This window comes from Ruegeria sp. CDSA141 (assembly GCF_059612005.1).
This window is the reverse complement of the sequence record NZ_JBXWPT010000036.1, coordinates 1-14,766: the sequence shown is the minus strand read 5'-3', so window position 1 is coordinate 14,766 and position 14,766 is coordinate 1. Positions and strand designations below refer to the sequence as shown.

Genomic DNA, 14,766 nt, shown 5'->3' with positions numbered 1-14,766 from the left:
TAGGGCACAACGAATGGCAACTGGTTTACATGTTCACTATTTGTTTTTCATGACGCCCAAATATGCACGCTCGGGTCAGTTGGGCCTTGATACAAAAATTTTGAGGGCCAATGACAATAAAATTGAGGGGCACAAAGAGGACTCTTTGAATCCGGAAGTTAAGAAAGAAAAACTTTCTCAGATTCAAGTTTCCCCAAATCAAATGGAACACAGTTTTCCACGGCTATGCTCCGAACTACGCTTTGCAAGGGACCAGGCACACTGTGATCGGTTGATGGACGAGATCGCCACCTATCTACGGCTTGGCCAAACCTGGTTCGCTATGAAGTCGACACACGGCTCAGCTGTTCGTTTCATGGTTCTTGGGTATATCTTCCAACGTGCCGAGAAAATACAGTCTCATGGGGCTTACATGATTTCTCTGCTAGCGAAGATCGACAGTGGTGAAATGAAGCCAACAGCCCTATTGGCGCCAAAGACCTGTATTCAATAGATATCGCCCTGACGAATGAAAGAAGTCATGAAAAAGAGTCACCTGCTATCGCCGCAAAACTCTGTCGAGGCTTTCAACCTACCACACCAACGATTTCAATTGGTCGGGTATTGACTTTCAAATGGTCGAGTGCGTACTTTCAACCGGTCGAAGTGAAGTGGCTCATGCATGTATCCAAGATTAGCTAAAACAAGAATAGAAGAAGCGCTGTCCGATACACGTGTCGTTCTGATCTCCGGACCCCGGCAGTCCGGCAAGACAACGCTTGCCACAGATATCGCCTCCGCCAAAATTCCATTTCTGACCTTAGACGATGCGACTGTCTTGCAATCAGCTGTCGACGATCCGGTCGGTTTTATTCGCGGATTGGATCGGGCCGTGATCGACGAGATTCAGCGGGCACCTGACTTACTTCTGGCCATAAAGAAAACAGTGGATGATGACAGAAGGGCAGGGCGGTTTCTGCTGACCGGTTCTGCGAACCTCATGACCATTCCGAAGGTCGCGGACTCCCTTGCCGGGCGAATGGAAATCGTTCGTCTCCTTCCCCTCAGCCAAGCAGAAATCTTTGAAGCAAAATCAGGATTTATCGACAGAGCATTCGGCGCAAAGAACCCCGTTGTAGACAAGCTGATCATTGGAGATGAACTTGTTGAGGCCGTTCTTTCTGGTGGCTATCCCGAGGCACTTGGACGAAAAAAATGGGGGCGAAAGCAGGATTGGTACCACGACTATCTTGATGCAATTGTCCAACGAGATGTCCGCGACGTGGCCCAGATCGAACAACTCGCCATCATGCCGAAACTGCTGGCAGTGCTCGCGGAGCATTCAGGTCAACTGGTCAACTACTCGGGGATCGGAGCTGCTGTTGGCCTGAACCATGTGACCACCCAGAAATATGTGCGCGTGTTTGAAAGCCTCTTTCTCGTGCATAGCTTACAGCCGTGGTTCACAAACCGCCTGAAACGCCTCACCAAGTCCCCCAAGCTACACTTTCTTGATGCAGGCCTTCTCGCGGCAATGCGCAGCGTTACTCCGGATACGGTCAAAAAGGAAAAGACTCCTTTCGGGTCGATCCTGGAGACATTTGTGTTTAGCGAATTGCGCAAGATTGCCACTTGGAGCGAACAAAAGTGCACGTTTTCGCATTTCCGCGACAAGGACCGGAACGAGGTAGATATCGTTCTGGAAAACAGGCGTGGGGAGATCGTCGGGATCGAGGTGAAATCGTCTGCAACGGTTACTTCCAGCGACTTTTCTGGGATGCGCAAATTGGCAGAGGCGTGTGGAGACAAATTTGTCCAGGGGCTTGTTCTCTACGACCACGATCAGGTTGTACCCTTCGCAGACAACATGTTTGCGGCCCCAATTTCCAGCCTGTGGGCAGCGACTTGATAGACGCGCGAAGTTATTGGAGGGCAGGGGGGGTAAACCGACGCAATCTCCGTTTGCAAGGCGTTTTTTTCAACAGAGTCGGCGGGAAGCGGACTTTCTCCGCACATGCAAGAGAAACCGGCTAAGACTGTGAAAGCTGCCAGTCAGATTTCGTGTAGCCCGTGTAGAATGCTGCAATGCCGCATGACCGCTTGGAGCCCAAAGCGGAATGCAACATGCTCGACAACCATTCAGTGCGAAACAAAATGTGCCATTGAGCAATCTAACCCATCACTAAATGCATTCACCGCCATCGATAACCAAGGCTTGCCCCGTCATAAAAGCGGATTCATCTGAAGCTAAATAGACGATCCCATGGCCAATCTCTTCAACTGTCGCCCACCGGCTCATAGGGATCGCTTGCTCAATGTAGCTTTCCAATTTGGCGCGGCCACCCATCTGCTTTTCGAAGCCTGCATTGAAGGGCGTGTCTACAAATCCAGGACAAAGGGCATTGAAACGGATTGCATGGACAGCGTAGTCGGCTGCCATCTGCCGAACCATCGCAACAGCTGCGTGCTTTGTGGTCGCATAGGCAATCATACCCCGGTCGTATTGAACCCCAGAATTTGAGGCCGTGACGATCACGCTGCCTCCGCCCTGTGATTTCATATGGGGGACGGCTGCACGCGCGGCAATGAAGTGGGCGCGGACGTTCAATGCCCATGAAGCATCCATTCCATCTGGTTCCACCTGTTCCAGTGTTCCTTCGATCTGCAACCCAGCATGAGAGTGCAACACGTCTAGCCGACCGAATTTTCTAACTGCTTCGTCTATGGATTTGGTAAGGGCATCGTCGTCAGTTACATCAAGCTGTAAAGCTGATGCTTGATTTCCCTGCGCAACGATCTCTGCCACAGTGGCTTCTGCAAGTGTTGCATCGCGATCGGTTACCACAACACGCGCACCTTCCTTTGCCATTGCCATTGAACCTGCCCGACCAATTCCCGATCCCGCGCCCGTCACGAGCGCGACTTTACCTGCAAGCCGCATGTCACTTGGCTCCTTTATTTAACTATTCGGTTTTGAGGCGCCTCGGCGCAAAAGCAGTTGCGCTGCAACGAGCAACAAGAGCGACGCGCCCATAACCATAGCGCCGATGGCATTGATCTCGGGTGTTACGCCGCGCCGGATGGATGAGAATATGTAGATTGGCAGGGTTGTCTCCGAGCCAGCTACGAAGAACGCGATGATGAAATCATCAAATGAGAAAGTGAAGCTGAGCAGAAAGCCTGCCAAAATTGCCGGTGCTATCAACGGCAGCGTCACCTGCCGAAAGGTGCCCCAAGGCGTCGCAAAGAGGTCAGCCGAGGCTTCCATGAGCGCACGGTCCATACCCGATAGTCTTGCACGAACGATGATTATCACCAGCGCCATTGTGAACATGGTGTGCGCGGCGACAAGCGTGGGCATCCCCATGGAAAGTTGCGGGGGATTTGCTCCATCGGGCCATAGGCTGGCAAGAACTGGGTTAAGCCAGCCGAATACGGTGACCAGGGCAATGAGCGTCGCGATACCAATTACGATACCGGGTATCATTATTGCAATGTAAATCATTGCGTCGAACAAAGTTCGGAGCCATCCCTTAACCCCTTGTAAAGCGATGGCCGCCATGGTTCCGAGAGTAGATGCGAGGCAAGCAGTTATGAATGCTGCAAGCAGACTGGTCTCGAGCGCGTCCATAACAAAGGGGTTGTTGAGCGCTTTGCCATACCATTGGGTCGAGAAACCCATGAACTGGCTTGCGTGTCGTCCGGCATTGAAGCTGAAAAGCGCGATGATGCCGATGGGAAAATAGAGAAAAAGGTAGACGCAAATCGCGTATAAGCGCATCGGATCCTCACATCAGCGAGACATCTTCGCGCTTGCCACCCAGGCGCGAGATGAATTTCATGTAAATTGAGACAGTGACAAGCATTACGACAACCAGTGTCATTGCGACCGCCGATCCGTACGCCCAGTTTCGAGACTGTAGAAACAGGTCCACCAGCGCATTTCCGACGAAAAAAACCTTTCCACCGCCCAAGATCGCCGGGATCAGAAACTCGCCCATCAGCAAGATGAAAACCAGCATGCAGCCAGTTGCAATACCAGGTACCGACAAAGGAAGTGTCACCTGACGGAACGTACGCCATGGGGTAGAGCCGAGATCAGCCGAGGCTTCCAGAAGGCGTTTATCCAGTTTGTCCAAGCTTACAAAAATCGGGAAAACCATCAAAGGTAGATACCCATAGACAATCCCCACAAGCACAGCGAGCGGCGTATTTATAAGGCGGACATCATCGATGCCGATGGACTCCAGTAAAGCTGGCAAGCCACGCCCCCCAAGGATGAAAATCCATGCGTATGACCGGATCAGGATCGATGTCCAGAACGGCACGATCACCAGGATCAACAGCGAAGTTCTCCACTTTGGTGAACAACGCACCGCAAGAAAGTAGGCGAGCGGGTAGGCAATTATCAACGCAGCGATAGTCCCCAGAGGTGCAAGGATCAAAGTGTTCTTAAACGCCGTCCATCGCGCAGGAAGGTTGGCATATTGTTCCAACGTGAACGCTGGAACGTAGCCTCCGGCGGCACCCCGTTCTCCAAAGGAAAAGACGAAGACGACCAGCAGTGGAAGGGCAAGCATTACCAAAAGCCAAACTCCTGCCGGTGCCAGCAACAGTGCTTTTCTGCCTCGTTCGGTCATATTGTCCTCGTCTTTTCTGATATTGGCGGCCTTGCCGCTTAGGCAGACTTGAAGCGGGCGAGCAACTCAGCACGGTTTGGATCGGTTAGCGTAGCCGCCGCGCCAAACTCGAGCGCATTCAGAAGGTCGGCTGCCGGATAAAGGATCGGATCTTCCAGCAATTCCTTCGGCAGCAACGCATTGGTGCGAGCATCAGCCGATGGATAGCCATGAGCGAGGACTTCTTTCGCATTAACTTCCGGGTTCAGCAGGAAGTTGATCAAGGCATAGGCGGCATCCATATGCGGCGCGCCCTTCGGAATAGCATAGTAATCCGACCAGAGTTCACCGCCCTCGGCACCCAGAACGTAGGCGATTTCAGGCATGTCGACGTTCATCTGCTTTCCGTCACCTGTCCAGCACATGGTCATCCAGGCGTCACCGTTGCGCATCGGTGGCTGATAGTCAGACGAAATTGCGAACAGATGCGGCTTAGCATCAAGCAACAATTTCTCTGCATCGGCCAGTTCCTTCTCATCGACCGAGTTGAAGGAATAGCCAAAATACTTCAGGGCATTACCGATAGTGGTGAGTTGGTAATCGTGCACCATTGTACGCCCTGAGTAACCCGCCATAGTCAGGTCCCAGAACTCTTTCCATGTGGTTGGAGTCGGAGCGCCATCAAGCTTGCTGGTATTCACTGCAAAGCCGGTCGTGCCCCAGTTTTTCGGCACCGCGTAAAGCTGGCCACCGACAGAACCAGCATCGGAAAAGCGCTGTTCGAATGAACCTGCGTCGTAGTTTGGCAGTTTGGACGTATCGAGCGGGATGATCAGATCTTCGCCCACATACGTAGTGATCGTGTAATTGGTTGGAACGAACACGTCCCAGCCAGAGCCTCCGGCCTGCAACTTTGCCAACATCTCTTCGTTCGAGCCAAAAACATTGACCTGAACATGGGCGCCGGTGGCTTCCGTGAAGGCTTCGAAGTTCATCTCGTCATGGTAGTTCGGCCACGTGGCGAGGATCACTCGGTCGCCAATGTCTCCGGCAGCAAATGCCGGGCGTGGACGCAACCCAGGCATGGCCGTGCCCAGAACGGCCGTTGCCATCCCAAGACCTGTCACGCCCAAAAAATGTCGCCGGGTGACCGAACCCTTTTGGTACCGGCGAAGCTCTTCCATGAACTTTTGCTTGGAAATAGTCCCGTTATCATTGGTCATCGTGAACCTCTCTTTTGTTGGATTGCGGGATTTGTTATTTTTCAAGGATCAGCAGTGCGCCTTCGCCCCATGAGACAAAGGCTTGCTCTCCTGCATTGAACGTCCCCTCGTTCAATTCCGCTTGCCTTGGCACAAGCACGTGGAAATCACCCAGTGCTTCGTTGCGCGCAAGGTATTCTGTGTGCTCCCCAAGGAAGATCCGATTTTTAATGGTAACTGGCAGAGCAATTTCAGCTGTGGGTAGCGCGCGGGTCAGCGTGATCTGTTCAGGACGGATGCTGACGCACACTTCCTGCCCTACATCGATTGGGGTCTCCGGATCTCCGTGCACCTTTTGGCCGCTTGCTAAACTCACAGTGATTTGGTCGGCTACTGCGTCAGTTACGGTTGCATCAAAGAAATTCGAGGTGCCAACAAATCCTGCCACATAGCGGCTGCGGGGCATGTCATAGAGTTCGCGTGGGCTGCCTAACTGCACAATACTGCCGCCTTCCATCACACAAATTCGATCGGACATTGAAAGCGCTTCTTCCTGATCGTGCGTGACGAGGACAAAAGTTATTCCCAGTTGTCGCTGCAGGTTCTGCAGTTCAAACTGCATTTCTTTTCGAAGCTTTCGATCCAGAGCAGCCATTGGTTCATCGAGCAGCAAAAGCTTGGGCTCGTTTACGATCGCACGCGCCAAAGCGACACGTTGCTGCTGACCCCCAGACATCTCCCAGATTCTACGTGGGCCAAACCCACCAAGACGGACAGTTTCTAGCGCTTGCTCAACCTTTGTCGCTATTGTTTTTTTGTCTACGCGTGGTCGTTGTTGGCGCAGGCCGTACGCGATGTTGTCGAACACACTCAGGTGAGGAAAAAGAGCGTAGTGCTGAAACACCATGTTGACTGGGCGATGGTGCGCATCCAAGTCGTTGACGACTTCGCCATCGAGCAACACCTGACCTTCGGTTGGTTTCTCGAAACCCGCCAGCATTCTAAGTGCAGTGGTTTTGCCGCAACCAGATGGGCCTAAGAACGACAGGAACTCTCCTTTCCTAATGGAAAGATTCAGGTCTTTGGCAGCAACCACATTCCCGAAGGTCTTGGTCACTCCGCGGAGTTCTGCAATCGTCTGCATGGTGACGCTCATGTCAAAGCTCATATACTGCCATTTTCCTTTTGCTTGATTTTTTGGCATTTATTGGCATACCACTCAAACAGGGAAAAAGTAACAATAACTCCGATTAGCTGTATATACCACAATTGGGGTATAGAGCTGCTTTTCGAAAATCTGGAGCAGCGTGTGTACGATTGGATGGAAGAGGCCGGCAGGGTCGTGGAGAAGATTGGAACCCCGGAATTTCCATGTGCTTTGTCAGATGGCTTGCGGCAGGTTGCACCATTCGATTTTACAGTAGTATTTGGCCATGTCGGAACCGAAGCACCAATAGACCTTCACGACGATTTTCCCAAAAGCAAGCGGCGTATTTTTGTTGAGGACTACCAAGCTGGACCCTACGTGCTTGATCCATTTTTTTTGGCCGCGACAAAACCGATAACACCGGGTCTGTACCGCATGCGTGATATCGCACCGGACAGGTTCTATCAGGGCGAATACTATCGCAGCTATTACAAAAGGACTGGGTTAGCAGAGGAGATTGGCTACTTTATCGATATCCCAAGCACTGGGATGGTTGTGGTCTCCCTCATGCGTGCAGAGAAGCCTTTTTCAGCCAAGGAAATTCGTCATTTGCTCGCTCTTTTGCCGCTCGTTCGGGCAGCCTGTTGCAAACATTGGAGTGGCTTTCCAACGATGGCCCGCGGCACCGCAGCGAATGGCGTTAGTCGTCGCGTCGATCTTGCATTCCAGGCATTTGGCGATGGCGTTCTGACACCACGAGAAAGAGAAGTCGTTGAGTTCACGTTGAAGGGCCATTCGGCAGAAGCTGTCGGCACAATTCTCGGCATCTCTCCAGGCACAGTCCGCATCCACAGACGCAACATTTACGCGAAACTTAGGATCAACTCGCAGGGTGAGCTTTTTTCAAAGTTCATTGAAAAGGCTCTTTAGAAGGTTCCTTGAATACCCGCTTTGTCCGCGATCTGTGAGTTCGAGCGGGGCAGCATTTCGGCAGTGCGGCGAAAGTCCGGTCTGGTGAAGCTGCGCCGCAGCGCTTGGCGACATCGGCAACGTCAGGAGTGGGCCGCCCGCGAGAGCGGCCCGTTGATTTTAGATCTCTATCGCTTCGGCGATTGCTAGGGCATCCTCGAGTTCGACGCCGAGATACCGGACTGTACTGTCCATCTTAGTATGGCCAAGCAGAAGCTGAACAGCGCGTAGGTTTCCGGTCTTCTTGTAGATCTGAGTGACCTTGGTTCTCCTCATGGAATGGGTGCCGTAGGCGCTTGCTTCGAGGCCGATCGACGTGACCCAATCGCGGACAATCCGTGCATATTGGCGTGTCGAGATGTACAGGCGTTCATGAAATCGGCCGGGCCAAAGGTACTCCGAACCGACCATCAGCTCATCTTCCATCCACTTCTCAACAGAGGCAGGTGTGCCCTCTGATATCTCAAAGCGCACGGGTTTCTGCGTCTTGCTTTGAAGGACCGAAGCCCGTTCCTTAATCTGACCCGATGACATGACATCGGCGACCTTCATCTTCACCAGATCGCAGCCGCGAAGCTTACTGTCGATTGCCATGTTGAAGAGCGCAAGATCGCGATGATTTTCGGCAAGCTCGAGGCGAACTCGGATTGCCCAGACATGTTTTGGTTTCAGCGGTCGCTTCTGGCCGACGATGCGTCCTTTGTTCCAGGCTGGGCGAAGAGCACGAATGGCAGGTAAGTTTGGTGTTTCCATGGTTGATCCTCCGATCCGCCATGCCCGCCCACAACGACAACCCGACGTTGACTGGAAAATTTTATCACAGCATGCCGCGCTGCCTCCAAGGTCCGCGATGAGCCCAAAGCGGAATTGCTTTGCCACGAACATTGGCAGCTAAAGAAACGCAAGTAACTAACTCCGCGGATATGAAGGTGACCGTTTGCTGAATGCGCGACAGGTATTTGAGCATTACCTTTTTAGTTGTGCGTGTATGCCTGTACCTGTGCTTTCTATTCATTAAGGCTTTTCAAAATCTGACGAATGGGCTGACAGAAGCAACCCACCGAGCTAACTTCATTGCAAAGAGGAGGGGTGAATGGGAAGACGTCTCACGACGGTATTGGCCGCCGACATTGTGGGCTATTCCGGGCTGATGGATCAGGACCGTACTGGCACAGTCGCTGCATTAAAGACCTTCCGCGAGGACACGTTTCTCCCGATCGTGGAAGATACCAATGGTTCACTGATCAAAAGCATGGGCGACGGCTGGATCGTCGAGTTTCAATCACCATCTGAAGCAGCAGCTTGCGCGATTGCAGTTCAGTCCGCCCTCAAACCTGACCACATCAAACTGCGCATCGGGGTTCACACAGGGGAAGTGGTAACCGATGGCGATGACATTTTCGGCGACGGCATCAATGTTGCGGCGCGTCTGGAGGCTCTCGCGAAGCCGGGACAAGTGCTCTTTTCGGATACGTCACATAACAGCCTTGACCGTAACGATGCGGGATTATTCGACGGCGGAGAGCAAACCGAACTGAAAAACATCACGCGGCATGTTGGAATCTGGTGTTGGCCAAAGGGTACGAAAGCCAATCTCGCGATCAAAGCGGATGTGAGGCCGGGAATCGCAGTGCTCCCATTCGACAATATGTCGGGTGATCCGGAGCAGGAGTTCTTTGCCGATGGCATAACGGAAGACATCATAACTGAGCTATCTCGGTTTCGTTGGTTGATGGTCGTCGCACGAAATTCTTCTTTTGCTTATAAGGGGAAAAGCACGGACATCCGCGACGTGGGCCGCGACTTAGGGGTTCGGTATGTACTGGAAGGCTCCGTTCGGCGTTCCGGGCAGCGCGTCCGCATCACGGGACAGCTCATAGATACCGAAAATGGGAGCCATTTGTGGGCGGACCGCTTTGACGGTGTGCTCGACGACATCTTTGATCTTCAAGATCAAGTCACCGAAGACGTAGTTACAGCTATTGAACCATCGGTGCGGCACGCTGAAACAAATCGTGCGCGTGCAAAACCCACCAAGGACTTACAGGCATACGAGCTCTACCTCCGAGCTTTATCACATTTCCACTTGCTGACTGACCAAGACAACATAGAGGCAATACGACTGACAAAACTGGCTTTGGATCGAGATCCGGAATACGCCTCCGCAGCGGGCTTGCTAGCATGGCTTCATATCCAACGTCTTGTGCAAGGTTTGGAACCTGTAGATCAGGGACCCAAGTCAGCTGTCGCGGCCGCAGAGCAGGTGCTGCGGAGCGATCGCGCGGACGGCATTGCAAAGGCTTATGCCGCACATTCGATCTCTATGCTGGCACAAGACCTGTCCCGCGCGCGGACAGCCTTTAAGGAAGCATTGTCGGAAAATCCCAACGCGGCGACGGTCCACATGCTCGCCGCTGCAAATCTTTATTTGCTGAATCGCCCTGACAAGGCGCTGGAACATGCAGTCCGGTCTGTCGAACTCAGCCCGGGTGATCCATTGCGGCACGCCGCTTTCATGGGACAGGGTGCCGCCTTGTTTCACTTGGGACGTTATGAGGAAGCCGCGCAGGCCTGTCGCGAAGCCTTGTCTGTGCGTGCAACCTTCCTGATGAGCCACCTGATGCTGATTGCCTCGCTCGCTGAGCTCGATGACATAGATGCGGCAAAAACAGCGGCTGTCAAATTGAACGAAATCGCTCCGAATGCGGCTTCGATAACCGAGACAACACGTTTACCATTATTCTCTATTCCAACCTGCGCTGATCGCTGGCGCAGCGGGTGGAAAAAAGCAGGGTTGCAAGTGTGAAGACAAACGGCACCCCCCCGGTTCCGACAACCATGCATTCGGTAAAGGATATTTCGCCTTTGTCTTGAAAATCAGTTGCTGACCAAAACTCTGCCTGGCTGGCCCTCCTCATGGACACGGAACACCAAAATGGTTGCCCCTTCGTCCCCTGAGCGAGCGGTGTGCACTTTTTTCAACGGAACGATGCCTACGTCACCTGAAAAAGCTTCTTGTTCGCCTTCGCCGTCTAGGATGAGGGTGACGCTGCCCTGCAGAATGTAGGCAAATTCTTCACCGGGATGCCAATGCATTGGTAAAGTGAGGTTTGGTGGTAGGGCAACATGGCTCACGACAACCTCCAAGCCCTCAGTGCTTTTGAGCGACTCGGTTAGCAAGTCCTGAATAAGCGGTTTTTGCAAAGTCGCTGGATCCCGCACATCGTGCGACATAGCCGCAGCGGCACCAGTCACGACAATCAAAAAAGCAAATATGATTGGTTTCCACATCTAATCCCCTCCTACTTTTAGAAGATGATGGCATTGGGACCTTTTCGAAATCAATGCTGGTGTGCACGCGGTTAACTGCGGCGTTCCAAATTGTTGTGTCAAAGGCTGTTCCAGGGTCCGCAAAGTTCGCGGAGCGCTTCTTAGTGGACGGTGCGGCGAGTGGCGGCTTAGTCCTGCGATCTGTGAATTCGAACCAGACCAGATTTTGCGCTTGCAGCGAATGACCGCAAAGCGGGCTGCGACCGCAGAATCTTGCCTGGGTGCTCAGTGTCCGGAATGGGCCGTCTAGGCAAGCTAGAGTCGTGGTGCACAGCATTAGGCCACGCACAGAGCGTACCATCGTTTCGAAGACCAGTGTTCTAATAGCACGATATGCTTCACGCTTGCCTTAGACCCAGGAAAAAATTGCGCACAAGCAAACTCCTTTGGTTGAACTGCGAGCAGTTTAGCATTTTTTCGTTGTGTCAGAACACTCCAAGGTTCCGACTGATTTGCATATGTCCGATCTGCTCGAGCAACAGCACCGATGCAGTTGCCAGCACCATTTTCTCGACGCTACAATTCAGCCACCTATTGAATGGAGAGAGCCTTTTCAGCTGACATTACATGGTCGCTGAAAATATGGTGGCGCTGAACACTGTCTGCTGACTATTTTTTTTGTAAGTATGCCCAAGAAACATACCCCTTAAGTCTACGCGCACGCTCTAAAGAAACACGGCACCAACGAGTGGCACCGGTCTGTTCGCAGCTGTGAACTCGTAAAGCGGTTCCATTTGGAAGACCAACGATCACATTGAATCCTGTTCCAGGTCCACTGCGCATTTTTAGCATGTCACCGCTTTCGACGCCGAACACCTCGTATCGTCCGAGTGACGCGGCCGCGGTCGGTTCGGCGCCCATGATGGTCCCTAGGAACAAAGCCGCTAGGGGTAAGAAGATTGCATTGCGCATCGCGATGTCCTGCTTTTTGCCTCAACTTCGATCGTAGCAATTCAGGTCACCAAGAGGAACAACTCTTACTCAGGAACACGCAATCAGATGGTTACAGAAGACAAATTCTCAGTCGGAACGAAACACCACGGCGACCCGATCCAGAATCTGAGTGTTTGCGTTTCGCGACGCTTGTTCCGCCGCGGTGAATAATTCCTTCATCCGAGAACGCACCAATGAAAGTGTCTTTGACGGTTGTCGTGCAAAGAAGTCATAGATCGCGTCGATACCCAGATAATCCGGTATCTCTCGCCGCTCAGCGCTACGTTGGCTGACATCCTTTTTGGCTTCAATCCAGAATGAGTCGAGTTCCTGGGCCCAGGATTCTGAGAGCTTTTCCAGTGATGGCAGCGTCAGGTGCCCGAACCGGTTGTAGCCCTGGTTCTTTGAGGGGCCGGACGCAAGAAACCTATCCAAAGACTCCAAGAGTGAAACCGTTCGTTCGGGTCGGATATCCCAGTGTACCAGGCTTTCCAAAGTTGGTTGGAGTCCCTCGATCACGGAACCCAACTCTGCTTCTGTCGGTCGGACCCGGTGTTTCCCTGCCTTAACGGTCTCGCCATAGGCATCACGCAGAAGCCTCGTCACTTGTGGTTGATCCCGGATGATTTCCTGGCGATCATTGATCTCGCGAACGGCCAACAATCGTGGTGGCAAATAGGACGCTTCGACCAGCGATGGTGAGCGCCCGCCAAGCGCAATGATGGTCATCGGTGACTTGCCGGCCAGAAGACAAAGCTCAGCGCCCCAGAGACTTTGAGGCTTGATGCGCTCCATGGACTGGAGGAGGTCGTCTGGCAGTTTACGCCGCATGCCTTCGACCAGATCATAGAGGTTGTTTCGGCGAAGTGGCCGTGGCTTCTTGTGTTGCTCCAAAATCAGGTCCGTCAGGTCGCCGGCAGAAAACTCGAGATACTCGTCTGCGAGATCTGAAGCACCGACGCCCGAAAGTAGGGCGATGGATTCGATACGGTCGCGACCTTTCTTGTCAGAGGACAGAACAAGCCCAGGAAGATCGAACGTAGTGTAGGTAATCTTGGAATGTGGACTATCGATGCGGTCAATCCGACCAAGGCCCTGGAGGATACTCTTGATGTCTGAGGTCACGCCGACAATTCCGAGGGCGCGTGCACGTTGCAGGTTGATGCCCTCTGCCATTTGAAAGGTCATGAACATGGCGCGGCGATGGTCGTCGGATGCCTTCTTGCCGTCGAGAGCTAAGTATTCTTGGGCTTCAGCGCCATTTCGGGCGACGGTAATCCCGGTTCCGGGACCCAATTTGTGATTGGCAGCCACGAGGATCACGTCGGGCTTGGGGCCCTTCCGGGAGGAGAGGAGGCGTGCGTAAACCTCCAAAACACCAATCCACTCAGAGAGGAAAATCACCTGCCGATGCAGATAGAGCATCTCTGCGATATGATCGGCGCGCTGCTCATCGATCGCATCGAGTTCCGAATTCTGCAGCAGATCCCCGATGCGGTCGCAAATTGGCGTAGTCGTCCGTTTGTCGAGGGGGAGTTCGCCGCTCTTTGGTATGATCGTGATTGTCGCGGTCCTTCCTCCGCGGCTTTCACGCTCGGATCTCCTCAGGCTTTCGCCGATGGATTTGGGGCCTCGCCCATCTGCATCTGCGGCGCGCCTACGTTCCCAATCCTCTCGTGCGAAAGTGATCGACGACCTTAACATCGCCAAGAAATTCCGAATGTGGATCCGGGCTTTGTCGTGAAATCGGACCTCTGTATGGCCCGCTCGTTTCGGGTCGGCAGATACAAGCGTTGTGCCCGTCGAAATACTCTCGGCGAGTTTTCTGATTTCGTCCAGGATGGCTGATTGCTCGGGCGTGAGATTGGCGTCGATCCGGATGCTCTCGATCTCAGGGTATGCAAAGATACCTGGTCCGCGTTTTTTGGATTCGCCAATGCAATGCCGCTGACGTCTAACGACGTAGGGCGCCAGTGCGTCCGCCATGTCGGCCTGGATTTCGCGAGGATCTAACCGCTTGCCCGCAAGTCGTTCTTCGGCTTCCTCGATTGGTTGTACGAGGTCTGCTTCGGACAGGAACATGTCATCCATGCCAGACCGCTGACGGTCCTCAAAGTTCTGCCGAAAGTCGCGTAGCGCATTCAACTCTGATGCTCTCTCGCGTCCTCGCTTGAGATTGTCGTTGATCGTTGCCGTGATTTCAGGGGGCACATAAATTGACGCTCGTCGTTCATGAAAGGCGAGCAATCCGTCCAAACCCTGGTTTCCCATCAATGTCGCTGACAGACACGATGTCCAGATCGCAGGGCTTTGTTCGAAGACAAGTGAACGTCGCGACGGCGCGAGATAGCGAGAATTAAGTCGATGGCTCTCGTCGACGATCATGGACGCAGCCGATCGTGCGCCTCGGTTTATCTCTCCGAGCTCCTCTGCTTCATCGTCTTTCCTCCTTGATAACTGGCTATGTTTGATAAGGGTGAGGTTCGTAGGCTTGATTTTGTTCCAGTTGTTTAGGCTCTAGACTCATTGATTTACAGCCAGAACAGCACGGTGGCTGCTAGAGCGATGGCCGACAGGAAGACTTTTG

General features: G+C 53.0%; 12 protein-coding genes and 1 pseudogene. 4 read left to right on the top strand and 9 right to left on the bottom strand.

The features are described 5' to 3' along the window. Both AC2FLP_RS21710 and AC2FLP_RS21705 read left to right on the top strand, forming a co-directional pair. A pseudogene (locus AC2FLP_RS21710) lies at positions 1-493 on the top strand (hypothetical protein); the annotation flags it as partial. Positions 494-661: 168 nt separating this feature from the next. Further along, on the top strand, positions 662-1,888 hold the full coding sequence (locus AC2FLP_RS21705; protein ID WP_496686451.1) for an ATP-binding protein: 1,227 nt from the start codon (positions 662-664) through the stop codon (positions 1,886-1,888). Positions 1,889-2,161: 273 nt separating this feature from the next. On the opposite strand, the gene AC2FLP_RS21700 is transcribed toward AC2FLP_RS21705, so the two are convergent. From AC2FLP_RS21700 to AC2FLP_RS21680, 5 genes are read right to left on the bottom strand one after another with little or no spacing between them, the layout of a single operon-like run. After that, positions 2,162-2,920: an SDR family NAD(P)-dependent oxidoreductase gene (locus tag AC2FLP_RS21700; RefSeq protein ID WP_496686449.1), complete on the bottom strand. Its 759-nt coding sequence runs from the start codon at positions 2,918-2,920 to the stop codon at positions 2,162-2,164. Between the two features lie 18 nt (positions 2,921-2,938). Further along, a complete protein-coding gene (locus tag AC2FLP_RS21695) occupies positions 2,939-3,760 on the bottom strand; it encodes an ABC transporter permease (RefSeq protein ID WP_496686446.1) in 822 nt (273 codons plus the stop codon). A gap of 7 nt (positions 3,761-3,767) precedes the next feature. Next, positions 3,768-4,619, bottom strand: coding sequence for an ABC transporter permease (locus AC2FLP_RS21690; RefSeq protein ID WP_496686444.1), 852 nt, complete (start codon positions 4,617-4,619; stop codon positions 3,768-3,770). A 38-nt stretch (positions 4,620-4,657) separates the two neighbouring features. Further along, positions 4,658-5,821 (bottom strand): ABC transporter substrate-binding protein, encoded by a 1,164-nt coding sequence (locus AC2FLP_RS21685; protein ID WP_496686441.1) that lies wholly within the window; start codon positions 5,819-5,821, stop codon positions 4,658-4,660. 34 nt (positions 5,822-5,855) lie between these two features. Next, the gene (locus AC2FLP_RS21680; RefSeq protein ID WP_496686438.1) at positions 5,856-6,956 is read right to left on the bottom strand and encodes an ABC transporter ATP-binding protein; all 1,101 of its coding nucleotides are present in this window, start codon (positions 6,954-6,956) and stop codon (positions 5,856-5,858) included. A 153-nt stretch (positions 6,957-7,109) separates the two neighbouring features. Here AC2FLP_RS21680 and AC2FLP_RS21675 point away from each other — a divergent pair, with 153 nt between their 5' ends. Then, entirely contained in the window at positions 7,110-7,877 is a 768-nt protein-coding gene (locus AC2FLP_RS21675; protein ID WP_496686436.1) for a helix-turn-helix transcriptional regulator, read from the top strand. 159 nt (positions 7,878-8,036) lie between these two features. Here AC2FLP_RS21675 and AC2FLP_RS21670 read toward each other — a convergent pair whose 3' ends face one another. After that, positions 8,037-8,669, bottom strand: a complete 633-nt coding sequence (locus tag AC2FLP_RS21670; protein ID WP_496686433.1) for a tyrosine-type recombinase/integrase — start codon at positions 8,667-8,669, stop codon at positions 8,037-8,039. A gap of 364 nt (positions 8,670-9,033) precedes the next feature. Between AC2FLP_RS21670 and AC2FLP_RS21665 the strand changes: the two genes are divergently transcribed. Continuing rightward, positions 9,034-10,722, top strand: coding sequence for an adenylate/guanylate cyclase domain-containing protein (locus tag AC2FLP_RS21665; protein WP_496686430.1), 1,689 nt, complete (start codon positions 9,034-9,036; stop codon positions 10,720-10,722). A gap of 71 nt (positions 10,723-10,793) precedes the next feature. Here AC2FLP_RS21665 and AC2FLP_RS21660 read toward each other — a convergent pair whose 3' ends face one another. From AC2FLP_RS21660 to AC2FLP_RS21650, 3 genes are all read right to left on the bottom strand, one after another. After that, complete coding sequence (locus tag AC2FLP_RS21660) at positions 10,794-11,207, bottom strand: cupin domain-containing protein (RefSeq protein ID WP_010443737.1); 414 nt, start codon at positions 11,205-11,207, stop codon at positions 10,794-10,796. Between the two features lie 648 nt (positions 11,208-11,855). Beyond that, complete coding sequence (locus tag AC2FLP_RS21655) at positions 11,856-12,158, bottom strand: SH3 domain-containing protein (RefSeq protein WP_496686428.1); 303 nt, start codon at positions 12,156-12,158, stop codon at positions 11,856-11,858. Between the two features lie 108 nt (positions 12,159-12,266). Then, entirely contained in the window at positions 12,267-14,435 is a 2,169-nt protein-coding gene (locus tag AC2FLP_RS21650) for a hypothetical protein (protein ID WP_496710078.1), read from the bottom strand. Positions 14,436-14,766: the final 331 nt, after the last annotated feature.